The organism is Pseudomonas sp. MF6767 (assembly GCF_016405475.1).
Lineage (GTDB): Bacteria > Pseudomonadota > Gammaproteobacteria > Pseudomonadales > Pseudomonadaceae > Aquipseudomonas > Aquipseudomonas paracarnis.
Window position 1 is genome coordinate 17,906 of record NZ_JAEKCY010000024.1, and the last position, 25,794, is coordinate 43,699.

22 protein-coding genes are annotated in these 25,794 nt (G+C 60.0%); 10 read left to right on the plus strand and 12 right to left on the minus strand.

Annotation, left to right across the window (positions count from 1 at the left end):
• Positions 1 to 8: 8 nt before the first annotated feature.
• The 7 genes from JFT58_RS26075 to JFT58_RS26105 form a co-directional block, all read right to left on the minus strand.
• On the minus strand, positions 9 to 785 hold the full coding sequence (locus JFT58_RS26075; RefSeq protein WP_034125835.1) for a polysaccharide biosynthesis/export family protein: 777 nt from the start codon (positions 783 to 785) through the stop codon (positions 9 to 11).
• A 29-nt stretch (positions 786 to 814) separates the two neighbouring features.
• The gene (locus tag JFT58_RS26080; protein WP_054898216.1) at positions 815 to 1,726 is read right to left on the minus strand and encodes a glycosyltransferase family 2 protein; all 912 of its coding nucleotides are present in this window, start codon (positions 1,724 to 1,726) and stop codon (positions 815 to 817) included.
• A gap of 1 nt (position 1,727) precedes the next feature.
• Positions 1,728 to 3,185 carry a mannose-1-phosphate guanylyltransferase/mannose-6-phosphate isomerase gene (locus JFT58_RS26085; protein WP_054898217.1) on the minus strand — a complete coding sequence of 486 codons (1,458 nt, stop codon included), beginning with the start codon at positions 3,183 to 3,185 and terminating at the stop codon, positions 1,728 to 1,730.
• Positions 3,185 to 4,624, minus strand: a complete 1,440-nt coding sequence (locus tag JFT58_RS26090) for an undecaprenyl-phosphate glucose phosphotransferase (RefSeq protein ID WP_054898218.1) — start codon at positions 4,622 to 4,624, stop codon at positions 3,185 to 3,187. The genes JFT58_RS26085 and JFT58_RS26090 overlap by 1 nt, the downstream gene beginning before the upstream one ends.
• Positions 4,625 to 5,029: 405 nt before the next feature.
• A complete protein-coding gene (locus tag JFT58_RS26095; protein ID WP_054898219.1) occupies positions 5,030 to 7,519 on the minus strand; it encodes a TonB-dependent siderophore receptor in 2,490 nt (829 codons plus the stop codon).
• Positions 7,520 to 7,623: 104 nt separating this feature from the next.
• Positions 7,624 to 8,574 (minus strand): FecR domain-containing protein, encoded by a 951-nt coding sequence (locus JFT58_RS26100; RefSeq protein ID WP_054898220.1) that lies wholly within the window; start codon positions 8,572 to 8,574, stop codon positions 7,624 to 7,626.
• Positions 8,561 to 9,076 carry a sigma-70 family RNA polymerase sigma factor gene (locus JFT58_RS26105; RefSeq protein WP_034125829.1) on the minus strand — a complete coding sequence of 172 codons (516 nt, stop codon included), beginning with the start codon at positions 9,074 to 9,076 and terminating at the stop codon, positions 8,561 to 8,563. Before JFT58_RS26105 ends, JFT58_RS26100 begins: the two co-directional genes overlap by 14 nt.
• Before the next feature lie 168 nt (positions 9,077 to 9,244).
• Between JFT58_RS26105 and JFT58_RS26110 the strand changes: the two genes are divergently transcribed.
• Positions 9,245 to 9,874 (plus strand): LysE family translocator, encoded by a 630-nt coding sequence (locus tag JFT58_RS26110; RefSeq protein WP_054898221.1) that lies wholly within the window; start codon positions 9,245 to 9,247, stop codon positions 9,872 to 9,874.
• A 603-nt stretch (positions 9,875 to 10,477) separates the two neighbouring features.
• Here the strand turns inward: JFT58_RS26110 and inhA are convergent.
• A complete protein-coding gene (gene inhA, locus JFT58_RS26115; protein ID WP_054898222.1) occupies positions 10,478 to 11,158 on the minus strand; it encodes an isonitrile hydratase in 681 nt (226 codons plus the stop codon).
• Between the two features lie 89 nt (positions 11,159 to 11,247).
• On the opposite strand from inhA, the gene JFT58_RS26120 reads away from it, so the two are divergent.
• Positions 11,248 to 12,216 (plus strand): GlxA family transcriptional regulator, encoded by a 969-nt coding sequence (locus tag JFT58_RS26120; protein ID WP_198834778.1) that lies wholly within the window; start codon positions 11,248 to 11,250, stop codon positions 12,214 to 12,216.
• Here the strand turns inward: JFT58_RS26120 and JFT58_RS26125 are convergent.
• The 3 genes from JFT58_RS26125 to JFT58_RS26135 are packed head-to-tail and all read right to left on the minus strand — an operon-like array spanning position 12,202 to position 15,720.
• The gene (locus tag JFT58_RS26125; RefSeq protein ID WP_054898224.1) at positions 12,202 to 13,113 is read right to left on the minus strand and encodes an alpha/beta fold hydrolase; all 912 of its coding nucleotides are present in this window, start codon (positions 13,111 to 13,113) and stop codon (positions 12,202 to 12,204) included. The genes JFT58_RS26120 and JFT58_RS26125 overlap by 15 nt on opposite strands.
• Positions 13,101 to 14,927: a glycoside hydrolase family 15 protein gene (locus JFT58_RS26130; protein WP_198834779.1), complete on the minus strand. Its 1,827-nt coding sequence runs from the start codon at positions 14,925 to 14,927 to the stop codon at positions 13,101 to 13,103. The genes JFT58_RS26125 and JFT58_RS26130 overlap by 13 nt, the downstream gene beginning before the upstream one ends.
• Positions 14,920 to 15,720, minus strand: coding sequence for a glucose 1-dehydrogenase (locus JFT58_RS26135; protein WP_054898226.1), 801 nt, complete (start codon positions 15,718 to 15,720; stop codon positions 14,920 to 14,922). The genes JFT58_RS26130 and JFT58_RS26135 overlap by 8 nt, the downstream gene beginning before the upstream one ends.
• Before the next feature lie 146 nt (positions 15,721 to 15,866).
• Between JFT58_RS26135 and JFT58_RS26140 the strand changes: the two genes are divergently transcribed.
• The 7 genes from JFT58_RS26140 (at position 15,867) to JFT58_RS26170 (ending at position 23,130) form a co-directional block, all read left to right on the plus strand.
• Positions 15,867 to 16,268: a cytochrome c gene (locus JFT58_RS26140; RefSeq protein ID WP_082423435.1), complete on the plus strand. Its 402-nt coding sequence runs from the start codon at positions 15,867 to 15,869 to the stop codon at positions 16,266 to 16,268.
• Positions 16,269 to 16,347: 79 nt separating this feature from the next.
• Positions 16,348 to 16,848, plus strand: a complete 501-nt coding sequence (locus JFT58_RS26145) for a sigma-70 family RNA polymerase sigma factor (protein ID WP_054898227.1) — start codon at positions 16,348 to 16,350, stop codon at positions 16,846 to 16,848.
• A 26-nt stretch (positions 16,849 to 16,874) separates the two neighbouring features.
• Positions 16,875 to 17,825: a FecR family protein gene (locus JFT58_RS26150; RefSeq protein WP_054898228.1), complete on the plus strand. Its 951-nt coding sequence runs from the start codon at positions 16,875 to 16,877 to the stop codon at positions 17,823 to 17,825.
• A gap of 97 nt (positions 17,826 to 17,922) precedes the next feature.
• The gene (locus JFT58_RS26155) at positions 17,923 to 20,316 is read left to right on the plus strand and encodes a TonB-dependent siderophore receptor (RefSeq protein ID WP_054898229.1); all 2,394 of its coding nucleotides are present in this window, start codon (positions 17,923 to 17,925) and stop codon (positions 20,314 to 20,316) included.
• A 244-nt stretch (positions 20,317 to 20,560) separates the two neighbouring features.
• Positions 20,561 to 21,577 carry a type III secretion effector protein gene (locus JFT58_RS26160; RefSeq protein ID WP_169918900.1) on the plus strand — a complete coding sequence of 339 codons (1,017 nt, stop codon included), beginning with the start codon at positions 20,561 to 20,563 and terminating at the stop codon, positions 21,575 to 21,577.
• Positions 21,578 to 21,797: 220 nt separating this feature from the next.
• Positions 21,798 to 22,046 (plus strand): type III secretion protein, encoded by a 249-nt coding sequence (locus tag JFT58_RS26165; RefSeq protein WP_229999849.1) that lies wholly within the window; start codon positions 21,798 to 21,800, stop codon positions 22,044 to 22,046.
• Positions 22,047 to 22,467: 421 nt separating this feature from the next.
• Entirely contained in the window at positions 22,468 to 23,130 is a 663-nt protein-coding gene (locus JFT58_RS26170) for a type III secretion effector protein (RefSeq protein ID WP_229999851.1), read from the plus strand.
• A gap of 9 nt (positions 23,131 to 23,139) precedes the next feature.
• Here the strand turns inward: JFT58_RS26170 and JFT58_RS26175 are convergent, their stop codons facing one another.
• On the minus strand, positions 23,140 to 24,291 hold the full coding sequence (locus JFT58_RS26175) for an MFS transporter (RefSeq protein ID WP_054898231.1): 1,152 nt from the start codon (positions 24,289 to 24,291) through the stop codon (positions 23,140 to 23,142).
• Between the two features lie 360 nt (positions 24,292 to 24,651).
• On the opposite strand from JFT58_RS26175, the gene JFT58_RS26180 reads away from it, so the two are divergent.
• Complete coding sequence (locus tag JFT58_RS26180; RefSeq protein ID WP_054898232.1) at positions 24,652 to 25,638, plus strand: diaminopimelate epimerase; 987 nt, start codon at positions 24,652 to 24,654, stop codon at positions 25,636 to 25,638.
• Positions 25,639 to 25,794 lie beyond the last annotated feature (156 nt).

The following is a 25,794-nucleotide window of genomic DNA, read 5'->3' on the forward strand; positions in this document are numbered from 1 at the left end:
TCGCTCCTTTAGTTACTGCCGCCGCTGGTTCGGGTGTAGTTGTAGCCAACCCCGATCGACTTGGTGAATGGGATCAACTGGTTCAAGTAGGTATCTACGCCCTGGATGCGCTCGCCCACGTTGGATTTGGGCACGAACACCACATCTCCCCGCTGCAGCGGCACTTGTTTACGCCCGTTGGGGCCGGTCTTGAGGTATTGGCTGAAGTCCAGGAAGTAAGCGCGGTAGGTGCCTTGGGTATCTTCGCGCAACAGTGCGACCATGCTGGCGTTGCCCGCCGGGTTCACCCCGCCGGCGCCGACGATGGCTTGTTCCAGGGTGTTGGCCGAGGCGATCGGCACCGTGGTCGGGTTGTTTACCGCACCGCCGACGATGATCGAGTTGCCCGGTGCCTGGTTGATGTTCACCGTCACCCGTGGCTCGCGATACACCGGCGCAAGCTTGTTGCTCAGCTCGTTCGCCACCTCGGCTGGCGTGCGACGGGCTACCTGGATCGGGCCCAAGAACGGGTAGTTGATCTTGCCATCGGTTTGCACGGTGTACAGCGTCAGCTCATAGATGGTGCTGACGTTGAACGCCGACAGCGTTGGCATCTCACCGGCATCGCGCACAATGCGCAACTGATCGCCGATGCGGATACGCTCTACCGCCGGCGGCAGCTGCGCAAGCTGGTCGAGGGCTCGCTTGCCGTCCTCGACCGTCTTGCCGTCGGGGGGGACGATACGTGCAGGGGTATTGCAGGCGGCCAGTGCCATCATGGCCAGGACGAGCATAGTTCTTTTCATCAAGGGGGACTTCCTGTAGGTCATGATGCTCACCTCCAATAACCGGGAAACATGCTGATGCGCCGCTTTAGGGCGAGGGGTAGGCGGCGTTCCAGATGGCCCAGCCGATAGCCGAGCAATTTGAACGCGCTGCGCACCAGTACTTCGGGTACGCGGTGCAATGCACCGGCTGCGCGCAACGCTGCGAGTTCAGCCTGTACATAGCGTTTACCTTCACCGCCGGCATCGCCAAAGGCTTGGCGAATCCACGGCTCGCGACCGTAGAACACGCCAATGTCGAAGTAGCGGTGAAACTCATCCATGAGTCGGTAATCGTGGGAGTGGTACACCCGCGCCGTGGCGGCGTAGCGCACCTTGTAGCCATCAAGCAGCATGCGCGCCGCGACGTAGGCATCCTCACTGCCGATCACATCGGCGGGGAAGCCACCCACGGCCTGCAGGGCGCTGCGCCGGTAGACTGAAAACGAGTCGGAGCTGAAGCAGGTTTTAATCCCCAACTGCGCAGCGTCGGCAAGGCTCTTGGTGCGGCTCTGGGCCGGGTAATTGAAGTGGCGTGACTGGGCTCCCAGCACGCCAGCGCCAGGGTGCGGCAATTGCCGGCCGTAGGCCACGCCGTTGAGTGGGTCTTGTTGCAATTCTTCGAGCAGGTTGGCGAAGGTCTCTGGGTCAGCCGGGATTGCGTCCTGAGTCATCACGATCAGTGCGTCACCGCTCGTGTGTTCACTGGCCCAGCGCCGTGTGCCACCGTGGTTGAAGTCGCGTGCGTCGATAACCTCGACCCGCGCGCCAAATTCGCGAAAGCGCGCCACGGTGTCATCGCTGGACGCGCTGTCGACTACCAGCATCTCGTCCGGTTGCAGAGTCTGCATCTGCAGCGCGGGCAGCAGTCGCGTCAAATGACTGGACGCGTTGCGGGTTGGAATGATCAGCGAGGTGCGCATGTCATTTCTTCTCTGCGGGCGCGCGCCCATAGATGTCATCGAAGCGTACGATGTCGTCCTCGCCCAGGTATTCGCCGCTCTGCACTTCGATCATCACCAGGTCGATGATGCCGGGGTTGGTCAAGCGGTGCTTGTGCCCAGCCGGGATGTAGGTCGATTCGTTGGCGTTGATCAAAAATTCGCGCTCGCCATTGGTGATCTGCGCGGCACCGCTGACCACTACCCAGTGTTCGCTGCGGTGGTGATGCATTTGCAGCGACAGCGATGCCTGGGGCTTGACCACGATGCGCTTGATCTTGAACCGGCTGCTTTCCTCCAGCACGGTGTAGGTTCCCCACGGCCGGGTGACGGTGCGGTGCAGGCTGAACGCCGGATGGTTCTGGCGCTTGAGTTCGGCGACGATGTAGCGCACGTCCTGGCTGCGGTTGGCGTCGGCGATCAGCAGGGCATCGGGGGTATCGACGATGATCAGGTCTCGCACGCCGACGGCACCGAGTACGCGTTTGGGCGAGTCGATATAGCAGTTGTGCACGTCATGCAAGATGGCTTCGCCATTGACCTGGTTGCCCTGGGCATCGCTGGGCGTGAGCTGGCGCAGGGCTTCCCAGGAACCGATGTCGCTCCAGCCGATGTCGCACGGCACCACGGCCACTTGCGTGGACTTCTCCATCAACGCCACGTCGATGGAAAGGTCTGGCGCGGTGCCGAAGGCCTCGCTGCCCAGTTCACGCTGGCGCGAGGTGCTGTTTTGCAGGTGCTGGCTCTGCTCGAGGGCTGCACGAGCGGCCCCCAGTACGTCGGGAGCATGGGTCGCCAGCTCGTCCACCAGAGTACTGGCCTTGAAGCAGAACATGCCGGCATTCCACAAGTGCTTGCCGCCGTCGAGGTAGGCTTGGGCCGTGGCCAGGTCGGGTTTTTCGACGAAACGCTTGACCCGGTTACCCAGGCTCAGGGCGTCACCTTTTTCGATGTAGCCGAAGCCTGTTTCCGGGTGATCGGGTTGAATGCCGAAGGTCACCAGGTAGCCGGCTTCGGCCAACTCGCGTGCCTGGGTCACGGCGTCGGCGAACGCGGTTTCATTCAGCACCAGATGGTCGGCTGGCATCACCAACAACTGGGCGTCGCCACCGAAATGCTCCTGCACGTGCAGTGCCGCCACCGCAATGGCCGCTGCGGTATTGCGACCGAACGGCTCCAGCAACAGGTCCAGAGGCAGCCTGGCCTGGTTGACTCCGCGGTAGTCATCCAGGGTGCGAAACAGCAAGTCGCGATTAGTGACGGTCAGCACACTTTCCACGCCGGGCAGGCGCGCGGCACGTTGAAAGGTTTTCTGCAGCAGACTCTGGCCGTCACGCATACGCATGAATGGCTTGGGCATGTTCTGCCGGGACACCGGCCACAGCCGCGTGCCTGACCCACCGGAAATAATGCAGGGGATTAATCCGTTGAGTGTATTCATCAATAGACTTCCTTGGTGGAAAGGACGGCTGGGACCGTCATGAAGACGATGTACAAATCGAACCACACGGACCATTTGGAGATGTACTCCAGGTCGTATTCGACGCGTTTCTGGATTTTGAACAGGGTGTCGGTTTCACCCCGGTAGCCGTTGATCTGCGCCCAACCGGTGATGCCGGGCTTGACCCGGTGGCGCGAGCTGTATTCGCTCACAGCCACTTCGAACGGAATACCGGCGGCTTTGGTGGCGGTGGCATGAGGGCGCGGGCCGACCATCGACATGTTGCCCTGCAGTACGTTGAACAACTGCGGCAGCTCATCGATGCTGGTCTTGCGGATGATGCGGCCAACCCGGGTAATGCGCGGGTCTTCACGAGTGGTCTGGCGTTCGGCGGTAAAGTCGCTCTGGTCGGTGTACATCGAGCGGAACTTGAACACGCGAATTTCGTTGTCGTTATAGCCGTAGCGGTTCTGGCGAAACAGCACCGGGCCCTTGGAGTCGAGCTTGATCGCAATGGCCGTGACCAGCATCACCGGTGACACCAGCACCAGGGTGATGCTCGCCAGGAGCAGGTCTTCGCAACGCTTGATAAACGGCGACCAACCGCGCAGCGGCAACTGCGAGGTATTGAACATCAGGATGCCGCCCACGTCTGTGATCCGGCTATGGCCGTAGCGCAGGGCAGCCATGTCGGGCACCAGCATCACGTTCACCGACATTTGCCGCAGGCGATTGACCAAGCCGTGAATACGTTGCTCGGCAGCCCAGGGCAGGCAGATCATCACTTGGTTGACCTGTTCGGCGCGGATCAGTTTTTCCAGGTCGCGGGTATTGCCCAACAGCGGCAGGCTGCTCAGTTCCTTGGGAATACGCTCGGTGCGGTCGTCAATAAAGCCGATAAGCCCGGAGCGAATGTCGCCGTTGCGTTGCAAGTGGTCGGCGACATGCACGGCGGTGTCAGTGAAACCCAGGATCACTGTGCGTTGCAGGTATTTGCCCTTGCGCATGAGTTTGCGGTACAGGCGTAGCATCACCAGGCGTTCGGCACAGAACATCGTCAAGCTGGCGATATACCACACCACCAGGTTGCGCGGGTTCAATTGCGGAAATACCTGCAGGATCTGGTACATGAACAACAGGATGCAGAATGCGGAGGACCAGGCCACGATATTGGTGCGCAGGCGCAAGCGATTACTGAACAGTTCCTCGGAATAAATGCCCAGGGCCTGGAACAGAATGATGGTCAATACCGCAAAAAACAGCAGCAAGCCCAGAAAGTGCGAACGCATTTCAGGGGCCATCGGGTCGAGGAAAAGCGCCAGGACCAGCGGTGGGAAAATGGCCGTCAGACCGTGGACCAGCTTGACGAAAACCACAAAAAACTCGACAAACCCTGCTCGGGTCAAAAACAAGCTGACAACTGACGACTTCTCTCGCATACAAACATCCCTCATTGCACACCAGGCGTTCTATTCGGTCGTCTGAACCAGACGGCAGCGGACTACGCTGGGTAAAACGCATCCCTTCCTTCGAATGGATCGCTCCAAATGAAAGAATTTTGCAAGGGCAGTGGCTACTACAGGAGGACTTCCTTTTCTCTTTCAGTCAATAATTTGACCTTGTTTCAGCGATGATATCATAGACACTTTAAATGTTCCTTCTTGTGTCATTTTGTTGACATTCCTTGTGCAAGAGGACCCGGTCTCGGGGTGTGATTTTGAGTGTAGGAACAAAAGTGTGAATTTTCCTGTTTGTCAGGAAACACTTTTTTGACGGGCCCCGGGGAGGCGTAGGAAAAGAGGGCGCAACGCACCAGGCGCCTGCCCTCCAGAGGATTGAGCGGGTTAAAAGGTGCCTTTCAGACTGACCGTGAAATTACGCGGTTCGCCATAAAAATTGCCCCATGAGGCTGTGCCCACGGTTTGGTAATAGTTTTTGTCGAAGAGGTTCTTGGCGTTAAGGGCGACGGTCCAGGTGTCATCTACGCGGTAGGCCAATCGTGCATCCCAAACCGTATAGCCGGCCTGTTCGAGCTTGAGGCCCTGCTGCATGCGATAGTTGCCGCTCTGGGCATTGACCCCCGTACCCACGCTCCATTTGGACAGCGCGCCATCCAGCTGGTAATCGCCCCACATGCGCAACATGTGGCGGGGTACATAGGTGTTGGACGCGCCTCCTTCGATAGCGGTATCAATGTTTTTAAGCGATTTGGTCTGAGTGTAGGTGTAGCCCCCCGAGACTTGCAGACGTTCGAGCAACTGGCCGCTGACTTCGGCTTCGACGCCCTGGGCGCGGACCTTGGCAGTGTCGGTATAGCAGTAGCCATCGGACGAAGTTGGGCAGAAACTCAGGAAGTCAGTCTCGGCGCCGTTTTTCTCTGTGGCCCGGAACAACGCTATGGAACTGTTGAGACGCCCGTCGAACCATTCGCCCTTGATACCCAGCTCGTAGTTGTCCCCCATCTTGGGCTTGAGTGCCGCGCCGTCGGCGGTGGCATAAGAGCTCTGCGGCTGGAAGATATCGGCGTAGCTGGCGTACAGGGAAAGGTGTTCGTCGAGGTCGTAGATCAGAGCGGCAAACGGCGTGACTTCACCGGATTCCTTGGTGCGCGCATCTTGCACACTCCACTCGCCCCAACCCAGGGTGTTGGACTGCCGACGGTTTTCGTACCAGCTCACACGGCTGCCCACGATGAACATCAAGGGCTCGGCCAGGCGCAGGCGCAAGGTGGCGTAAGTACCATACTGGGTAGCGGTTTCCTTGACCGTGCCACCGCGGTACATGTTTGGCCAGAAGGTGTCATTGGCTGGTTCGGGGAAGTGGTGGTCGGGCTGATAAATGCTCTGGCGCGTGGGCAGGTTCTGGATCGCGAATACGTCATCCTGGGTGCCTCGGCTGCCGTTGGCCCCAAGGATCAGTTCGTGTTCCAGGCCAAAGGCTTGGAACTTGCCATCGATGTAAGCGTCCAGGCCGAAGTCCTTGTGCTCATAGTCCATCAATGCTGCGTAGGAGTTGGCGGTGGGGGTTGGGGCGCCATAGGCGATGGTACCTTCGCTGGCGGCGTACTTGGTGTCTTGCAGGTTGCGGCTGTGCACAGCGGCGACTTTGATTTGCCAGTCGTCATTGAAGTGATGGGTGAGGTCAGCGAAGAACGTCGTGCGTCGGCTTTGCCAGTCGTTCCAGGATTGGCCCAGGCAGGTGGAACGGCTTAACCTGGCGCTCTTGCCATCGCTATAGCGCGGCAAGCCACCCCAACAGGGGCTGGCGTCGACGTCTTCGTAGCTGGCTCCCACGCCCAGGGTTGTGTCGGGGCTCAGGTCGACGTCCAGTGCGGTATAGAAGGCTTGGTCCTGGCGCTTGGAAATGTCCATGTAGGAGCCGCGATCCTGTTGGCTGAACGCCGCGCGGCCGCGCACGGTGCCGCTGTCATTGAGCGGGCCACCGGTATCGACGTCGGCGCGGTAGTTGTCCCAGGTGCCGGCGGACAGCATCAGGCTTGAGGTCGGGGTGGCCTGTGGCCGCTTGCGCACGAAGTTCACCGCACCGCTGGCCGTGCCGGCCCCCTTGAGCATGCCGGCTGCGCCTTTGAGTACTTCCACGCGATCATAGATCGCCATGTTGGCGCTGAAACTGTCCGCCTGCACATAGTCCTTGCCCATGTCCAGCGGTACGCCGTCGTACTGGTACTGGCCGAGCATCTTGAATCCACGGGAATAGAAATACTTGCCGCCCATGGGCGACTCGTAGGTGGTGATCCCTGGTGTACGTTCCATCACATCGTCAATGGTGGTGACATTCTGATCGTCCATCAATTGGCGGGTCATCACACTCACTGACTGTGGCGTTTCCCGCAGGCTGTGTTGGCCTTTGCCGATGGTGACCGCGCCGGTAGTGTAAGAACCGGTGCCTTCGGTCAGGGCCCCCAGGCGTTGGCCGGTCACCGTGGTCGCGCTCAGGTTCAGGGCACCGGTGTCGGCCATTTGTGGCAACAGCAGCCAGATATCCTTGCCTTGGCGCTGGGCTTGCAGGCCCTGGCCGCGCAGTAACTGGCCCAAGGCCTGTTCTCGATCGAAGTTGCCGCTCAGGCCTGTGCTGGTTTTACCGGCAACGCTGGTGGCATCGTAGGACAAGCTGATGCCGGCCTGACGGGCAAATTGATCCAGTGCCGAGGTAAGGGAGCCGGGGGCGATCGCCCATGCGCGAACCTGGGTATCAGCGCTAGCGGAGTCGGCCATCACGGCGAGCGGCAAGACGCCGCCGCCCAGGCAGGCGCCAAGGAGGGCGGCCTGCACCGCGTGTTTGAGAAGAGAACGTTTGGAGGGGAACGCTTGCATGACCGCGGGATGCTCCTGAAGGAAGTGGACAAACCGGCCTGTTGATCGGCCCTTCCTTACAGGTCGAATGGCAATGAGAATTCACCTCATTTATTTTCGGCCGGTCACACCCGAGCGGAGACGGTTACCCAGTAGCGGCTGCGGTAGGTCACATCGATCGCCAGCGATTGAGTGACCAACTTGAGCACTTGGTCGGTGTCCTCCAGTTGGTAAGTGCCCGACACCCGCAGCCCTGCCACGGCTTCGCTGCAACGCACCAACCCACTGCGATAGCGGCCCAGCTCGGCCAGGAAGTCGTCCAGGCGCATGTTGTGGGCGCTGATCACGCCGTCACTCCAGGCCCAGGGGTCCAGGCCGTTGTTGGGGGAAGGGCGAATGCCGCTACGGTTGAACATCACCTGTTCGCCTGGCTTGATCACCTGGCGTGCGGCGCCGTCATGGCGATCGGCAAACACCGCTACCGCACCCTGTTGCACGGCCAGCAGAGTACCTTGGAGTTCTTCGCGCACCAGCAAGCGCGTGCCGACGGCGCGCAGGTAACCGTCGCGGGTATGCACCCACAGCGGGCGGTGGTCGGCGCCGGTATTGATCAATATTTCACCCTGGCGCAGGTTCACCAGCCGTTGTTCGGCGCTGGAGGTAATGTCGACGGCACTGGCGCTGTTGAGCTGGACTTTGCTGCCATCCTCCAATGTTACCCAGCGCCGCTCGCCAGTGGCGGTGCGGTAGTCCGCCATCAAGGCGGGCAGGGGCGTGTAGTCGCGGCCCAGCCAGGCTAAACCTGCGGCGCCGGCAAACAGCCCGAGCAGTTTCAGGCTTTCACGACGGCTGATGTGCTGGCGTGCGCCGTCGAGTGCATGGCGACTGACATGCGCCGGCAAGTGGTTGAAATCGTCATTCAGGGTGGCGACCCGTTGCCAGGCCTGTTGATGCGCCTCGCTGGTGTGCAGCCACTGGTCAAAGGCCGCGGTGCTGGCGTCGTCGGCGGTGTTGTAGCGCAGCTTGATCATCCATTGGATGGCCTGGTCGACCAGGTGCGAGTCAGGAGTCGGCATAGCGCAACCGGTAACAGGCGTGCAGCGCCTTGGACAGGTCGCGTTCCACCGTGGCCTTGGACACGCCCAGGCGCAAGGCGATCTGCGGGCAGGTCAGGCCGTCCAATTGGGCCAACAGGAAAGCCTCGCGCACCCTCGGCTTGAGCTGGTCGAGCAAACGGTCAATACGCTCCAGGCTGTCGAGGATCAGCCGCTTTGTTTCTTCGCTCGGCACCTCTACTTGCGGGAAGTGCGCCAGGCTTTCCAGGTAGGCGCGTTCCAGTTCGCGGCGCCGGTATTGGTCGATCATCAAGCTGCGCGCGATGCTGCTCAGATACGCGCGCGGCTGCTGCAAAGTCTGTTGCTGACGCGCGTTGAGCAGGCGCACGAAGGTGTCCTGCGCGAGGTCAGCGGCGCGCTCATGGCAGCCCGTGCGCCGGCTCAACCAGCCTCGCAGCCATGAATGGTGGGCTTGGTATAGCTGGCCGATGGCAGCAGGGTCCAGTGGGTGATCGCTCGACATGGTCATCCTGGCGCAGCAGGCTTAATTGATAATGTTTCGCATTCTAGACGTTGGTCGTGGCATTCAGCAATCACTCGGTTCGCTGCGTGAGCAATGTATCCAGCACAATTTTTTGTAGGGCCTGCAAGCGCCGATTAATCTGTTTTTTTTCCAGCGGACGGTTCAACCATGATCAGCCTTGTCACACTCGGTGTTTTTTCCGGCGCTGTGTTGCTGTTGTTGCTGTCACCGGGGCCGAACATGGCATTTGTCATCAGTCAGGGCGTCACCCATGGCTGGCGCGGCGGCGTTGCTTCGGCCCTGGGCATTGGCGTGGCCGACCTGTTGCTGACAGCGTTGACCGCCATGGGGGTGACGGCGTTGGTCGCCAGCTGGCCGCCAGCGTTCGACCTGATCCGTTATGCGGGCGTGATCTACCTGCTGTGGCTGGCCTTCAAAACCTTGCAGAAACGCCCCGGCCTGGACACCGCTCACGTCGGCCGCGTGGCGTTGGGCCGAGTGTTTCTGCAGGCCATGCTCAACAGTTTGCTCAACCCCAAGGCGTTGTTGTTTTTCATGGTGTTCCTGCCACAGTTTGTGCGGCCCGAGGCGGGGCCCATCGCCTTGCAATTGATGGTGCTGGGCGGTGTGTTGACGTTGATCGCCAGTGTGTTTCATGTGCTGTTGGGCGTGTTTGGCGGGGCGCTCAGTCGTTTCTTCGCCAAACGCACCAAAAGCGCCTGGCTGCAGAAGTGGGGCTTGGCAGCGGTGCTGACGGCGTTGGCCGTGCGCTTGGCGGTGATGTCACGTCCTGCCTGAACACACGCGGGAAGCCAAGCAAGTTTCTTTGTGGCGGGTGCCCGACAGCCGATGCTCATCTACCTGACACCCCATAATCCAAATGTGGGAGCTGGCTTGCCTGCGAAGACGGCCTGCCAGCCGACGCAGTTATACCGAGTACATATCCATTCCTGCGGTAACGGCCGCTTAGGGTTCCGCTTTTACAGCGGCTCACTTTTGAAAAGCGCAAAAGTAAGCAAAACGCTCTTGCCCCACCACTCGGCACCTCGCTTAGGCTCGGTGTGCCCGAACACAGGCTTGAATCCGTGGGCCGCCGCCACGCGCCATCCATGGCGCGGGGCGGCTAACCCGGCGTCCTGCCGGGTTACCCACGAATTCTAGCCTGCGTTCGGCCAGCGTGGTTTAATGGGGCGCCTAAGATCAAGAGCAAGTTCAAGAGCGACTCGCTTCGCATCGTGATTACTGTCGGCTACAACTGGACGGCCGTTGAGCACCGAAATAATCAAAAGGAGTTTCGTACAGCGGTCTAGGACTTACCTCACGTTCAAGCGTTGAAACCGGTTCATTCCCACGGACCTTCAGTCGCTGCAAATTCAGCGACCGGACGTGAGAAATCCAACTTCAACCCAACCGCGCAGCCGCCCGCGCAACAATCTCCCCGCGCACTTTGCGTGACTCCACCGTGCGCTTGTTGGCTTCCTCCAGCACATGCCTGGGCGCCGTCTCCGGGCGGCCTGAGTCAAACGGTGGGGCCGGCGCGTATTCGATCTGCAGTTGCACCAGTTGCGCCGCCGCTTCGCTGTACAACTCCGCGGCCAAAGTCAGGGCAAAATCAATGCCGGCGGTGATCCCGCCGCCGGTAAACAGGTTGCCATCACGCACCACACGTTTCTGTACGGGGATGGCACCGAGCGGGGCGAGCAGGTGGTGGTACGCCCAATGGGTGGTGGCCTTGCGACCGCGCAGCAACCCTGCCGCGCCCAGTACCAGTGAGCCGGTGCACACCGAGGTCATGTAGCGCACTGTCTGGGCCTGGGCCTTGAGGAAGTCCAGGGTTTGCGGGTCTTCCATCAATGGGCCCACACCGGCGCCGCCGGGTACGCAAAGCACATCCAGGTTCGGGCAGTCGGCGTAGGTCATGGTCGGCGTGAACACCAGGCCAGTGCTGGAGGTGATCGGCGCGAGGTCTTTCCACACCAGGTGCAGCTTCACGTCTGGCAGCGAACCGAGGACATCATAGGGGCCGGTAAGGTCCAGTTGCTGGATGCCGGGGAACAACAGAAAGCCGATCTGCAAGGTCATGTTTCAAGCTCCGAAAAGGAATGGACGTGCTCACTGTAGAAGCCTAGGCTTTGGCGAATACGCCATTGAGCCCACTAATCTCGCCAATCATGCCTAAAATTATTCATGTACTCGCGTTTGAGAATGCCCAGGTACTCGATGTCACCGGGCCTCTACAGGTATTCGCATCGGCTAACGATTTGGCGCGCCAGCATGGTTTGCCATTGCCCTACGCGGTCAACGTCATCGCCGCTCAGGCTGAGCCGGTGATGACGTCAGCCGGCCTGGCGCTGCTGGCCGAACCGCTGCCCGCCATTGACCAGCCCTGCGACACCCTGGTGATCGCCGGTGGCTGGGGCGTGTACGGCGCTGCCGAGGACCCGGCGCTGGTGCAATGGGTGCGCGATAAATCCTTGCACACCCGGCGCATGGCTTCGGTTTGCACCGGGGCTTTTCTGCTGGCCGCCAGTGGCTTGCTCGATGGTTGTCGCGTGGCCACGCAATGGACGCGCTGTGAAGAACTGGCGCGCAAGTTCCCTGCGCTCACGGTGGAGGCCAATCCGATTTTCATCCAGCAAGGTGCGGTGTGGACGTCTGCCGGCGTGACCGCTGGGATCGACCTGTGCCTGGCCCTGGTAGAGGATGACCTGGGGCGTGCGATTGCCTTGGAGGTGGCGCGCCACTTGGTGGTGTTCCTCAAGCGCCCTGGCGGTCAGTCGCAATTCAGCGTGACGTTATCCCTGCAAAAGAGCGACAGCCGTTTTGTCGAGCTGCATGCCTGGATCGCCGATAACCTGACGATGAATCTGAGCATCGCCACCCTGGCGGCCCAGGCTGGCATGAGCGAGCGCAGCTTTGTACGCCACTATCGCACCGAGACTGGCCAAACCCCGGCGCGGGCCGTGGAACTGATTCGCGTCGAAAACGCACGCCGGCAACTGGCAGATAGCACAACCTCCATCAAGCGTATCGCCATGCAATGTGGTTTTGGCTGTGAAGAGACTTTGCGCCGCAGCTTTCTAAGGGCTTTGTCGGTGACGCCCCAGGCTTATCGAGAGCGTTTTTCACCGCTCCAGTAGTTCCAGCAAAGCTTGAAGCGTGACCTGGGGCGCTTCCTGGAAAACGTTATGACCCACGCCGGGCAACACCTGGCGGCGATAAAAACCGCTGAAGTGCTCCACGTCATCATCCTCCAGCGACGGCGGGCCCACGCCATCGTCGGCCCCGCACAGCGAAATGCTCGGTACTGATATCGGCGGTTGCGGCACCAGCGCCTGCTCGATGTATTCCAGCGCGGGATCACCCGGCGCATACATGAAGCGATGGCGATAGGAGTGAATCACCACCTCGACAAAATCCGGGTTATCAAACGACGGCGCGGTCAGGCCGTAGCGGCTTGGCCCTTCGGCCCAGGACGGTGACCACAGCGTCCAGAGCAATTGGCAGAGTTCACGCCGATTGGCCGTCAACCCGTCGACCCCGCGCTGGGTGTGAAAGTAATACTGATACCAGAGCCGGTGCTCTGTCTCAGGTGGCCTGGGCTTGAGCGACTGGCTGATGGCCTGGATGTTGTAGCCATCGCCGGTCACCAGGCCGCGCACCCGCTGCGGCCATAGCGCCGCGACAATACAGGCGGCGCGCCCACCCCAGTCAAAGCCGGCGAGTGTGGCTTGCGGGATCGACAATGCATCCATGAAGTCGAGCAGGTCCTTGGCCAGCGCCGCCTGTTGGCCGGAGCGCATCACTTGCGCGTTGATAAATCGCGTCGGGCCATAACCGCGTAAATACGGGACCAATACCCGATAACCACGTTCAGCCAGCACCGGCGCGATGTCATCGTAGCCCCGTGGGTCGTAGGGGAAGCCATGCAACAGGATCACCGGTTCGCCATCGATGGGGCCGTGGGTTTCGTACGCCACATCAAGCAGGGTTGTGCGCACATACAGCAGTGGGGCAGGGGATGTCACGGTTGCCATACGGTTTTCTCCCCGCTGAGTTTGCGGTCCAGGAACGTTGCCGCGCTGATCAATGCCAAGTGGCTCAAGGCCTGGGGCGTGTTGCCCAGGTGCCGGGCCTGGCTGTCGAACTCTTCGGCGTACAACCCCAGCGGGTTGGCGTAACGCAGCAACTGTTCGAATTCCAGATGGGCCTTTTCAACTTGCCCGGCGCGCGCCAGGCATTCGACGTACCAGAACGAACAGGCGGCAAACGCGCCTTCGACGCCTTGCAGCCCATCGATCTGGCTATCGTCATTGCGGTAGCGGTAGACCATGCCGTCGCGCACCAGGCTTTTCTGGATCGCTTCCAGTGTCGTGAGCCAGCGCGGGTCCGTGGCGGCGACAAAGCGCACCAGCGGCATCAACAGCATCGAGCCGTCGAGGGCGGTGCTGCCGATATGCTGCACAAAATGCCCGCGCTCTTCGTTCCAGAAGTTAGTCCAGATGTCGGCGTAGATCGCCTGGCGCGTCTGGTCCCAGCGTGCGAACGGGGCCGGCAGCGAACGTTTGGAGGCCAGGCGAATGGCACGGTCCAGGGCCACCCAGCACATCAGGCGTGAGTGCAGGAAATGGTGCTGCTCACCGCGCATTTCCCAGATGCCCACGTCTTTGTGGTTCCAGATCTCACACACTTGGTCGACCACTTCCACCGTGTGTTTCCAGCCTTGGTGGGAGATGGCTTCGCCGTACTTGTTGACCAGATAAACCGCGTCCATCAGTTCGCCGTAGATATCCAGCTGGACCTGGTCGAACGCTTCGTTGCCCACCCGCACCGGTTGGGCGCCGCCGTGGCCGCTCAAGTGGTCGAGGGTGGTTTCCGGCAGTTCCTGGCGACCGTCGATGCCGTACAGGATGTTGATCTTGGTCGGCTGGCCGCAGCAGTCGCTGACCCGGCCCCTGAGCCAGCGCATATAGGCGTTGGCTTCCTCGACGAAACCCAGGCGCATGAACGCATAGACGGTGAACGAGGCATCGCGGATCCAGGTATAGCGGTAGTCCCAGTTGCGTTCGCCGCCGGGCGTTTCCGGCAGCCCGAACGTGGCCGCGGCGATGATGGCGCCGTGTTTGCGCGAGGTCAGGAGTTTCAGCGCCAGGGCCGAGCGGTTGACCATCTCGCGCCAGCGCCCGCGATAGTTGGACTGGCTGATCCAACCGCGCCAGAACTTCAAGGTGCGCTCCAGGTAGAGGTCGGTACAGTCGTTGGTGACGCGCGCATCCTCCTGGCCACCGAGGACAAATTCGGCGCCTTCATCCTGGGCGAGGGTAAAGGTGGCGATGGCGGTGTTGCCTTGGAGGGTCAGCGGCTGACTGCCAATCAGGCGCAGGCCGGGCTGGCCGCTGGCGGTGAACACCACGCTGGCAGCCTCGGCCTTCGCCTCGGTGGGGGCCCGGGCATAGTCGTGGCGCACGGCGCAGCTCAGGTGGATAGTCGCCTTGCCACTGACCACCCGTACCCGCCTGATCAGCAAGGGCAGTTCATCGACGTTTTCGCTGACGGTCAGCAGGTCGGTGATCTCCACCACCGCTTCATCGCTCAGCCAGCGAGTCTGCAGCACATTGGTGTCGGGCAGGTAGATCTGCTCGCGGCGGGCGTTGGGCAGGTCCGGGGTAAGCTGGAACGTGCCGGCCTCGGGCGTGTCGAGCAGTGCGCAAAACACCGAAGGGCTGTCGAATTCCGGCCAGCAGAAGAAGTCGATGCTGCCGCGGTCGTTCACCTGTGCCGCGCTGCGCATGTCGCCGATGATCCCGTGGGCATCGATGGCGCTTTGAGGTTCGTTCTTGAAATCAACCATTGCCACGGAACTCCGGGTAGAGGCTCATACCGCCATCGATGAACAAGGTGCTGCCAACCACATAATCAGAGGCATCGCTGGCCAGCCACACCACCGCATTGGCCACGTCTTCGACGTCACCGACACGACCATAAGGAATCAATTTGAGCAGCTCTTTTTCTGCAGCGCCTTCAGTGGCTGCGCGGTTGATCGCCGTGCGAATCGCCCCAGGCGCAATGCCATTGATACGGATGCGTTGTTCGCTGACTTCCTGGGCGAGGGTGCGCATCAGCATCTCCACGCCGCCCTTGGACGCGGCGTAATTCACATGCCCGGCCCAGGGGATGACTTGATGCACCGAACTCATATGGATGATTTTGCCGGCGGCCCGTGACACACCTTCGCGAATACCCTGGCGATTGAAGATACGCACCGCCGCGCGCGCGCAGAGGAACTGCCCGGTGAGGTTGACGCCAATCACCGTGTTCCAATCCTCAAGGGTCATATCGACCAGATTGGCATCTTTTTGCAGGCCGGAGTTGGCCACCAGAATATCCAGATGGCCGAAGGCGTCGAGGGTTTGCGCGAACAGGCGTTCGACATCGGCCTCCTTGGACACATCGCCGCCAATCGCAAGCGCTCGGCCGCCGTTGGCATTGATCTGCGCGGCGAGAGCCTCAGCCGGTGCCGCCTGGGAGTTGTAGTTAAGCACCACCGCCGCGCCTGCTGCGGCCAGGGCTTTGGCCGCGCCCGCGCCAATGCCGGAACTGGCCCCGGTGACCAGGGCCACTTGTTGCTGCAAGGAAATCTGCATCGCCCACCCACCGTTTTATGAGAGTCCTTCTTGCTGACTGGCGGCGGCGAGCGGAAGTTCACCCCCTGGCGCTTACGCCCAACTCGGGCAAAGCGCGACTTTATCGTATGATGCTGAAAATAAAGGGCAATACAGGAAGCGATGGAATGCATGCGTGGGCCGTTACCCGATGGATGAAACTATTACTCAGCGGCGTAGTGGCCGCTTTATCACTGGCTCAGACAGCCTTGTGCGTCGCGGAAAACAGCAATGGTAAAACGCTGTATCTGCAGCGCTGTGCTGTGTGCCACGGGCCCGATATCAAAGGCACGGGGCCATTGGCAAAAAAAAGTAATCCGCCAACCCCCGACCTGACAACTGCCACCTTCAAGAAACGACTCCATGATTATCCGGGCGTTATCGTCTCCTCGGTCATCCTTCGCCCCAATGGCAACCTCATCCCCAAGACGCTGCAAGACAACGGCGTAAAGATCGCGCCACATGCCTGGAGCGTTAAAGACTTTCGCGATTTGCATCAATACATGAGTGAGGTCATTTCAAACAAATAGTGGGTCGGCGATGAGCAGCAATTGCCCCACTTAATAGGAAGCATTACTATTCACGCCCCGCCTCCCCAGTGCTCTCGCGATGACTCCTCAGCCGCCCCGCAGAACAGGCTTTTTCGAGCACTACGAAGAGTTGATCGGAACCTGGACGCGCCGCCTGAGAAACCGTCAGCAAGCCGAAGACCTGGCGCACGACACCTTCGTGCGGGTGCTTGAGTCCGCTGCCTGCGAGGTGGCGCAGCCACGCGCCTACCTGCATCAAACCGCGCGCAATATTGCGGTGGATGCCTACCGCCGCGAAGACCGCCGCGAGGCGTTGACGCTGCAGGCGGCTGATCACAGCACGCCTCACAGTAGCGACCCGGAGCATTACATGCACGCGATCCAGTTGGCCGACGCCATCGAGCGGGCGCTGGCCGAGTTGCCGCTCAACTGTCGCAGGATTTTCATCTGGCAAAAGATCGAAGGGCTCACCCAGCAGGAAATCGCCACACGCCTGGGGCTGTCTAAAAACATGGTGGAAAAGTATATGATCCGCACCCTGCGGCATCTGCGTGATCGTCTGGATGCGAGCGCGCCATGACCGGCTTTGAAACAGGATCTTCCACGATGGATAACCGTGTCCGTGATGAGGCCGCGCAGTGGTTTGTACGCCTGCAAGACGGCCCATTGAGCGCCCAGGAACGCCAACGTTTCGATGCCTGGCGCAGGTCGCAGCCCGCGCATCAGTACGAAATCGATGTGCTGCAAGGGCTATGGAGTGCGACGGATTTGCTGCCCAAGGCCCGCTTGCAGGCGCTGGGCGATGCGCCGACCGAGCGCCTTGGACGGCGTGCGCTGATGCGTTATGCCGTGGCCGCCAGTGTGGTCGCCATTGCAGTGGGCCTGGGTGCGTACCGCGGTCTGGGGCAGCCAAAGCCCTACAATGCCGAATTCAGCACGCGGTTAGGCGAGCATCGTCAGGTGATCTTGCCTGACGGTTCCGTGATGGACCTCAACAGCCGCAGCGTGGTCGCGGTTCATTACGAAAAGGGCCGTCGGGGCGTAGAGCTCAAGCAGGGCGAGGCGATGTTCAGCGTGCAGCATGACGCCGGGCGCCCGTTTGTGGTCGCAGCCGGCGCAGGGCAGGTGACTGTCACCGGCACGCGCTTTGATGTACGTCGGGAGGCGGACCAGACCCGCGTGGCGGTCGAAGCCGGCACGGTCAAGGTGCAGGGCCGGGCATCCGATCACATCGTCACGCTCACCGCCGGGCGTGGCACCCATGTCGATCCCCAAGGCCAAGTGGCGGCGGCATACGCTGTGAACCCTGAAGAACTGACCGCGTGGCGCAACGGTAAACTGGTGTTCAACAACGCCACCTTGGTCGACGTGGCGCGGGAAGTGTCGCGCTACCGCGAGCAACCGCTGCGGGTCAGTACGGCAGCGGTGGGCAATCTGCGCTTGACCAGTGTCTTCAACTCCAGCGATACCGATGCCTTGCTCAAGGCCTTGCCCCACATCCTGCCGGTCGCCTTGCGCACTCTGCCGGACGGTAGCCAGGAAATTATTTCGCGCTGACATTCAGGTTTTTTTCGAGTTCTTCGTCTTCTCCTGCAACTGCAACTGGTTTGCATTAACGGCCGCGCATGCTTGCGATCACAGGACTAGGTTCGACGTGAAAAAACTTGCCCCCCACAACAATAAAATTTCCCGCTGGGCGCCCTTGGCCCTGGCCGTTGCCATCAGTACCGCACAGGCTGCCGAGGGTATCCACATTCGTGCGCAATCCCTCGGCGCAGCCTTGAGCCAATTGGGCCAGCAGACCTCGCTGCAAGTGTTCTTCAGCCCCGATATGGTTGCTGGCAAGCAAGCTCCTGCGGTCGATGGCAATCTCTCGCCCGAACAAGCCCTGCGGCAATTACTGCAAGGCAGTGGCCTGGATTACCAGATTGACGCCGGCTCCGTGACCTTGCGTCCGGTGAGCCGCGGCACCGGTGAAGCGGGCTCACCGCTGGAACTGGGGGTCACCGATATCAAGGTGGTGGGCGACTGGCTTGCCGACGCCGATGCCGAAGTGGTGCAGAACCATCCCGGCGCACGCACCGTCATTCGACGCGAAGCCATGGTAGAGCAGGGCGCGATGAACATCGGTGACGTCCTGCGCCGCGTGCCTGGCGTGCAAGTGCAGGAATCCAACGGCACCGGTGGCAGTGATATTTCCCTTAACGTCGGCGTACGCGGCCTGACCTCGCGCCTGTCACCGCGCTCCACCGTGCTGATTGACGGCGTACCGGCTGCGTTCGCTCCTTACGGCCAGCCACAGCTGTCGATGGCGCCGATTTCTGCCGGTAACCTGGAAAGTATCGACGTTGTCCGCGGTGCGGGTTCGGTGCGTTATGGGCCACAGAACGTCGGCGGCGTGATCAACTTCGTGACCCGTGCGATCCCGCAAGACTTCTCCGGTGAAGTCGGCACCACCCTGCAAACGTCTGCCCACGGTGGCTGGAAGCATGTAGAGAATGCCTTTATGGGCGGCACGGCCGACAACGGTATCGGCGCCGCGCTGCTGTACTCCGGGGTCAACGGTAACGGTTACCGCAACAGCAACAACGGCAACGACATCGATGATGTGATCTTCAAAACCCACTGGGCGCCGACAGATCAAGACGATTTCTCGCTGAACTTCCACTATTACGATGCCAGCGCCGATATGCCCGGCGGCCTGACCCAGAAGCAGTTCGATGCCAACCCGTACCAATCGGTGCGTGACTGGGACAACTTCAGCGGGCGCCGCAAGGACGTGTCGTTCAAGTACATCCGCCAGATCGACGACCGCACCCAGGCCGAAGTGCTGACTTACTATTCCGACAGTTTCCGTGGCAGCAACATTGCCAACCGCGATCTCAAGACCCTCAGCTCCTACCCGCGCACCTACTACACCTTCGGCATCGAGCCGCGTGTGTCCCATGTGTTTGACCTGGGGCCCAGTACCCAGGAAGTCAGTGTGGGGTATCGCTACCTCAAAGAAGGCATGCACGAGGAGGCCACCAGCCTGAACCTGGTCAACAACGTACCGACGCCGGGCGGGCAGAGCGACGGTCACGTGTATCAGGACCGCACGGGGGGCACTGAAGCCAACGCCTTCTATATCGATAACAAAATCGATATTGGCAAATGGACCATCACCCCGGGCATTCGCTTTGAAGATATCCGTACCGAATGGCATGACCGCCCGGTCGTTGCCCTGAACGGCAAGCGTACCGAGGAAAAACGCCGCGAGGTCCACAACAACGAACCGCTGCCGGCGCTGAGCGTGATGTACCACGTGTCTGACGCCTGGAAACTGTTCGCCAACTACGAAACCTCCTTCGGCAGCCTGCAGTATTTCCAACTGGGCCAGGGCGGTACCGGCGACCAGACGGCCAACGGCCTGAACCCGGAAAAGGCCAAGACCTACGAGGTCGGTACGCGCTACAACGACAGCGTCTGGGGCGGCGAAGTGACGCTGTTCTACATCGACTTCTCGGATGAACTGCAATACGTCAGCAATGACGTGGGCTGGACCAACCTCGGCGCCACCAAGCACAGCGGCATCGAAGCATCCGCCCATTACGACCTGTCCAACCTCGACCCGCGCCTCGACGGCCTGACCGCCAACGCGGGCTTCACCTACACCAAGGCCACCTCCGAAGGTGATGTGCCGTTCAAGGGCCGTGACCTGCCACTGTATTCCCGCCAAGTGGCGATCCTGGGCCTGCGTTACGACGTCAACCACTGGACCCACAACCTGGACGTCTATGCCCAGTCCGGCCAGCGTGCGCCCGGCACCGGCACCACCTATATCACCCAAGGCACTGCTGATGGCCAATACGGTGATATCCCCGGGTATGTCTCGGTCAACCTGCGCAGCGGCTACGACTTTGGCGCGCAACTGTCGAACCTGAAACTGGGCGTGGGCGTGAAGAATGTCTTCGACCAGCAGCATTACACACGCTCTAGCGACAACAATGCAGGGTTGTACCTGGGTGAGCCTCGCACGTTCTTCCTACAGGCAAGCGTAGGGTTTTGAGCTTTAACCGATGAAGAAAAATCGCGATCTCAACGGTCGCGATTTTTTTTGGCCTAAGCCAGGGGCATCGCCCATTCATCGCGAGAAGATCGCCGCTGTCCAAGCTGTTTCCTACACCTTGATCACATATTGTTGCTGGATCAGGAACTGATTCCGACGCAAAACCACACATGGGAAAGCTGGTGGGCTTCGACATTGCGTTGGAGCGACAAGCTGAAAATCGCCCACTGTCATGGAGAAACTTATGTCGGTATCGATGTTGGATACACCCGTCTCTGCTTCAGCAACGTCTGACCTTCCACCGGCCAAGGTCGACATTAAAGTCGCTAACGAGGCTGCGGCTGCGCGTTCTTTCAATGGCCAGAATGCTGCCCATGTTAATTTCCAATCCAGGGAGAACAAGGATGGGCCGGTATTTGGTAGTCCTCAGGCGCCGACCACCGCGGCTGACGCGCATGGGCGTCACCACAGCCCGCAGGGGGCGCAGAGTTTGCTGAGCCAATTCAAGCAGTGGGTCGGTCATTGCTTCAGCGGACATCGGCCGCCCACGCATCCTGGTTGTGAACATCGGCCGCCAAGGCCGAACCCAGGTTGCAGCAACCCGCCCCCCAGACCGAATCCTATTGAGAGCAATCCTCCACCACGACCGGACCCCACCGCAGGTCGACCGTATCCGCCCGCCCCCGGCAGGCCGGATCCGCAGTACGCGTTGAAGAACCGCGAAGAGTTGGCCCAACAACTGCTCGACAACTTCAATGCCTTCAGAGACCCGAAGAAGCCTGGCTACGTCAGCGTTGACAGCATTCTTGCGATGGCGAAAAGAGGGTGGTCGCCTAATCCCGTCATGAACGAGAACATCCGCCTGGCCAATGAGCTGCTACGACGTCCGGAACTGATGGCAGCGATGGATAGGCACAGTTCCACCGGCGCCCTGGATGGTCTTATCGACCGGCAAAAACTGAATATGGTGATCAAAGGAGAGAACTACTTCAAGTACAAGACTGACAAGGAACTGGCCGGTGAGCTGCTTGATCATTTCGACGAGTTGAAGAAAAGGAGCGGGGGCTCAAGCCTGAAAATCAGCGAACTGAAAGAGTGGGCGCGCAAGCCGCTCACTGGCGATGCAGCCAAGGACCATCTGATTCAGTTATCCCAGGAAATACTCACGCGCAGTGACGTGCTCGAAAAAATGGATAACCACCTCAGTAAAGACGGCGATGGGAAGATCAGCCGTAGAGGGCTGTACTCGTTGTCCCGCTGACCGCTCTTGCGGCGCCACCTTTTTGAGGTGGCGCCAGTTTTATATGTTTCAAGGAACGAATTATTCCCGGTTGCCACATAGGTGGTACCTGCGGTAGTGATTTGGCATGCCGTTTTTTCAGCTTTCGAATGAGGGAAAACATATGACTTCAACCTCGTTTAATTCCCCCAAACCTGGCCCTCTCGAGCTTTTGCGCAACACCCAGCAAGCGAGTCTGGCAATGCCAGAGGAGTGCGCAGCGTCGCAAAGTCTTCCCTTTGAGTCGACCGAATATGAGGCCGAGGCGCGGCGCATGAAGGCTTATGCCGGCGAGCGCAAATTCCAGGCGCCCGTTTCGGATGATTTTTCCCGGGGCCTGCTGGCGGAGTTGCAGACGCCGGGGGCCGGTGGCGATTCATTGAAAGACACCGGCTTGATCAACAGCCTGGCAGGCTGGTGGCGTAGGCGAAAGCTGGATGAGGGTGGTTGACCACGGTTTTACATATTGTCATTGGTATTAGCCTTTTACTCGGAACTGTCGAGCCCATCCAACCACACATGAGGTACCTGCCTGAGGAGAGTCTATTCGTTGATTTTGCCCATCACGGCACAGACCACCCAGCGGATATGCATCTGAAAAGAGTTGGAGAAAACCCATGACAATTAAGGGTGCAGTACCTTCCGGCCGGCCGCTTCCTCCCGACAGGCTGGCCGCACAATCAACCACTCCACCACCGGTCTGCCAATCTGAAACCTGGTATGAAGCCCCATCCGCGCCCTCGGCTGGAGGCTCGCACAAACCCTTTCTCTTGCGTGGGACCTTATCCGCTCTGCGCTATCGAGACTTGCAGAACTCCCCTGTTGAGCGGGCCAGTGGTTCCCTGCCAAGTGCAACTACAAAGGATAGCCAGTTGGCAAAGGCCTTGGAAAAATCCTTCGGCGCGGTGCACCCGTTTCTGAATGACGGGCGCTTGACTTGGACGTCCTTGAAGCGGATCGCTGCTCAACCGACGGGTGAAAACGAGGTGTTGGACAACGCGATCCAGGTCGTCAGAGAAATTCTCAAACGCCCTCGGCTAAGCGACGCTATCTTCAGCCGTGATGGCGATATCACACGTGACAGCCTCAGTGCGGCTGCCCAGACCTTGCAGGGCAACAGCTCTCCAAGTGTTTTCAGCCAGGATCCGTTTCATGCCCAAAGCAATGCACGGGTGGTGGAGGCGCTGCAAAGCCAGTTTGCGCATCTGCGAGACGAGACCATGGATCGAACCTATCTCTTTGAAACGCATCAGTACGTTGAAATAGCCAAGCTTCGGTCGGTTATGCAAGACCCGTATGAGGTAGATCCACACGGCGCGCCTGTGCTGGATACGTCTACAGGCATGCCCAGGTCCCAATACAGCGAGCTCAGTGTCTACACAGCGAAGAATATTCTTGACCGTCCGGGTTTGCTGTCGTCATTACAGCGAGCCAATGGCACACGACTGTTTGGCCCGCCTCACAAGGACGGTTGGCTCAGCAACAAAAGCCTCGAACGTTGGCGGGAGCAGGACGATGCTCGCAAAGCGCGTTGAAGCTTGGACTCATACCTTGAGGATTTTTCCACTGATGGCTACTGCCGCCAGCAATACCGCGATCAGGATGAACGCAGTACTCAAGCTGCTGCCATGGGCGATAAAGCCAATCATGGCGGGGCCGGCGAGAATCCCGGCGTAGCCCAATGTGGTGATGGCAGGCACTGCGATATGCTCTGGCATCACCGTTTGCTTACCCACGGCGGTATACAGTACCGGTACGATATTCGAACACCCTGCACCCACCAGCGCGTAGCCGAGCAGCGCCGTTTCCCACGCTGGCAATAGGGTCGCGAGGAGCAAGCCGGCACAGGCCAGCGCGCCACCGATCACGATTACGCGAGTGGGCCCCAGGCGTCGAACAATGGCATCGCCGGTCAGGCGTCCAGCAGTCATGGTCAAGGCAAATGCCGCGTACCCCAGGCCGGCGTAAGCCTCATCCAGGCCGCGCTCGGCGCTGAGGAACACAGCACTCCAATCCAGCACGGCACCTTCAGCCAGGAATACGATGAAACACAGGCAACCGATAAACAACACCACGCCATGGGGCACTGCAAATGCCGGTCCCGAGCTTTTGCTGCCATAAGGCAACAAATGCGGTGCGGCTTTCAACAGCGCCGCCACCGTGATAACGACGACCACCAGGGTCGCCTGCAATGGCGACAGGCCCAGCCCCAGCAACCCCGCAACCCCCGCTGCGCCGACAATGCCCCCCAGGCTGAACAACCCGTGAAAGCCCGACATCATGGTTTTGCCACTGGCGCGCTCAACGATCACCGCTTGCAGGTTGACGGTGGAGTCCACGGTGCCCAGGCCCGCGCCAAACAGGAATAACCCCGCGATCAACAGCGGGATCGAACTGACAGTGGCCAGCATCGGCAGGGCCAGGCAGATCATCAGCGTCCCTGCGGTGAGCACGCGTCGGCAGCCAAAGCGAGATGCCAGCACGCCCGCAGCGGGCATCGCGATGATCGACCCCACCCCCAGGCACAACAACAGCAGGCCAAGGGTGCCTTCATTCAGATTTGCACGCGCCTTTGCGTACGGCACCAAAGGTGCCCAGGCGGCGATACCGAAACCTGCGATAAAAAAAGCGATGCGGGTCGACATCTGCTCCAGCCGCCCGGGAACCACGGGGGCAGGGGTGGGAATGGCAGTCATGAAAAATCCTTGGTTTGGCGTTCAACGAACGATGTCCGGCGCGACATCCTTGCACATCAGGCCCTCTCGAGCGAGCTGGGTTCCTTTTGTTATCAGGATTAAAAGCGCAGATTGCGAGCATTTTTTTTACAAAAAATGGAACGCTTTGGCGTGGGGTAACCACGTAGGAATGGTCGAATCTGTAGGAGGTGGTCCGGAAGGTGTGTACTCCCTGCAGGAGTGGCTGAACCCCAGGTTCTTGCAGTGGCTTACTGCCTTTGCGCCCACCTCCCACAGATCGACCGTTCTGTAATACGCTGCTGTCCCGATGGTCGATAAGTGAGCGGACGAACCGATGAAAAATCTCTGGCTGGCGTGGTCATGACTCGGTTCTACGATGCACGCGGAAATATCTATGGGGTGGTCAGCCCGGCCCATTTGCGCGGTCTGGGTATCGATGTGCCCGACAACGCCCGCTTGGCTGCAAGCACGCGCGAGATGTGGGCCGCATCGGCCATTGCGTCCGAATGTGGCTGGGGTGCATTACCACCACCGGCCGGTGCAAAGGCGTATCGCTGTGATGGTTTGTTAGTCGGGCCATTTCAAGCACGGCCACCGTTTGATCTGCTGATCATCAATACCGACAGTTCTCTCGCCGAACGCAGTGGTAATGGCCTGACCATTTTTGCCCAGGCGTTAACCGACCAGGGGTTAATGGTGCACGGTAGCGAGTTGCGGGTGTATCACGATAAGCCGGATGCGGTATCGCCCGTGATCACCTATGTCGAGCCGGCGAAGCATGAACAGGTGCCAGGCTTCTGGCTGGCGTTGGGCAGGCCCGAGTTTGGCCCCTTGGCGGTGGGGGCGGTCGGTGTGAGCCCTGTGGTCGCGGCACATCATGAATTCAGCCGCGTGGCGGCATTGGCGTCGATCAATGCGCAATGGGGAAACAGCCAATTTGTCCGGATAGGCAACCCTCATTGTGTGACGCTGGTTGAGCATGTGTCGGCGTTGCCGGTTAATGACACGATGCACCAGTTGGCACTTTTCAATCGGTTGAAGGCCATCGCTTTTGCACCGCCGGCAGGGTGCGGGCAACTCTGTGTTGGCGGGGTCAACCTGCAATGGGTTGCTCGAGACGCTGGCAATCGAGTCATCGCGCGCGTATTTGAGCGAGGAGAGGGGCCTACGGCGTCTTCGGGGACCAGCGCCAGCGCAGTAGCATGCGCGGCATGGCGCGCGGGTTGGATTGAGGGTGACGACGTAACGGTGGTGATGCCGGGTGGCACGGCGCCAGTGCGATTGCAGACCGAGTCTGGAAATGTGCTGAGTGTGAGTCTTTTCGGGACGGCGCGACTAATTATGTAGATCTCGGAACAGCAGGTGCCTTGAATTAGTGTCAGTCGTTTCCTTAAAGCTTAGTTGTAAATAGACAAGCAACAGTCCGCGTTTTCTGTTTGTTATGGAAAGTATTAATATTTTGTAAAAAGACACTTCCATCCTCGTTGTACGAAACTTCTTTTT

Coding starts and splice junctions, on each gene's coding strand:
- JFT58_RS26140 (WP_082423435.1), top strand. CDS start 15,867: ATGCATGCGTGGGCCGTTACCCGATGGATGAAACTATTACTCAGCGGC.
- JFT58_RS26145 (WP_054898227.1), top strand. CDS start 16,348: ATGACTCCTCAGCCGCCCCGCAGAACAGGCTTTTTCGAGCACTACGAA.
- JFT58_RS26160 (WP_169918900.1), top strand. CDS start 20,561: ATGTCGGTATCGATGTTGGATACACCCGTCTCTGCTTCAGCAACGTCT.
- JFT58_RS26090 (WP_054898218.1), bottom strand. CDS start 4,624: ATGCGAGAGAAGTCGTCAGTTGTCAGCTTGTTTTTGACCCGAGCAGGG.
- JFT58_RS26130 (WP_198834779.1), bottom strand. CDS start 14,927: ATGGTTGATTTCAAGAACGAACCTCAAAGCGCCATCGATGCCCACGGG.
- JFT58_RS26085 (WP_054898217.1), bottom strand. CDS start 3,185: ATGAATACACTCAACGGATTAATCCCCTGCATTATTTCCGGTGGGTCA.
- JFT58_RS26175 (WP_054898231.1), bottom strand. CDS start 24,291: ATGACTGCCATTCCCACCCCTGCCCCCGTGGTTCCCGGGCGGCTGGAG.
- JFT58_RS26120 (WP_198834778.1), top strand. CDS start 11,248: ATGCCTAAAATTATTCATGTACTCGCGTTTGAGAATGCCCAGGTACTC.
- JFT58_RS26095 (WP_054898219.1), bottom strand. CDS start 7,519: ATGCAAGCGTTCCCCTCCAAACGTTCTCTTCTCAAACACGCGGTGCAG.
- JFT58_RS26125 (WP_054898224.1), bottom strand. CDS start 13,113: ATGGCAACCGTGACATCCCCTGCCCCACTGCTGTATGTGCGCACAACC.
- JFT58_RS26110 (WP_054898221.1), top strand. CDS start 9,245: ATGATCAGCCTTGTCACACTCGGTGTTTTTTCCGGCGCTGTGTTGCTG.
- JFT58_RS26165 (WP_229999849.1), top strand. CDS start 21,798: ATGCCAGAGGAGTGCGCAGCGTCGCAAAGTCTTCCCTTTGAGTCGACC.
- JFT58_RS26075 (WP_034125835.1), bottom strand. CDS start 785: ATGAAAAGAACTATGCTCGTCCTGGCCATGATGGCACTGGCCGCCTGC.
- JFT58_RS26135 (WP_054898226.1), bottom strand. CDS start 15,720: ATGCAGATTTCCTTGCAGCAACAAGTGGCCCTGGTCACCGGGGCCAGT.
- JFT58_RS26180 (WP_054898232.1), top strand. CDS start 24,652: ATGACTCGGTTCTACGATGCACGCGGAAATATCTATGGGGTGGTCAGC.
- JFT58_RS26105 (WP_034125829.1), bottom strand. CDS start 9,076: ATGTCGAGCGATCACCCACTGGACCCTGCTGCCATCGGCCAGCTATAC.
- JFT58_RS26100 (WP_054898220.1), bottom strand. CDS start 8,574: ATGCCGACTCCTGACTCGCACCTGGTCGACCAGGCCATCCAATGGATG.
- inhA (WP_054898222.1), bottom strand. CDS start 11,158: ATGACCTTGCAGATCGGCTTTCTGTTGTTCCCCGGCATCCAGCAACTG.
- JFT58_RS26150 (WP_054898228.1), top strand. CDS start 16,875: ATGGATAACCGTGTCCGTGATGAGGCCGCGCAGTGGTTTGTACGCCTG.
- JFT58_RS26080 (WP_054898216.1), bottom strand. CDS start 1,726: ATGCGCACCTCGCTGATCATTCCAACCCGCAACGCGTCCAGTCATTTG.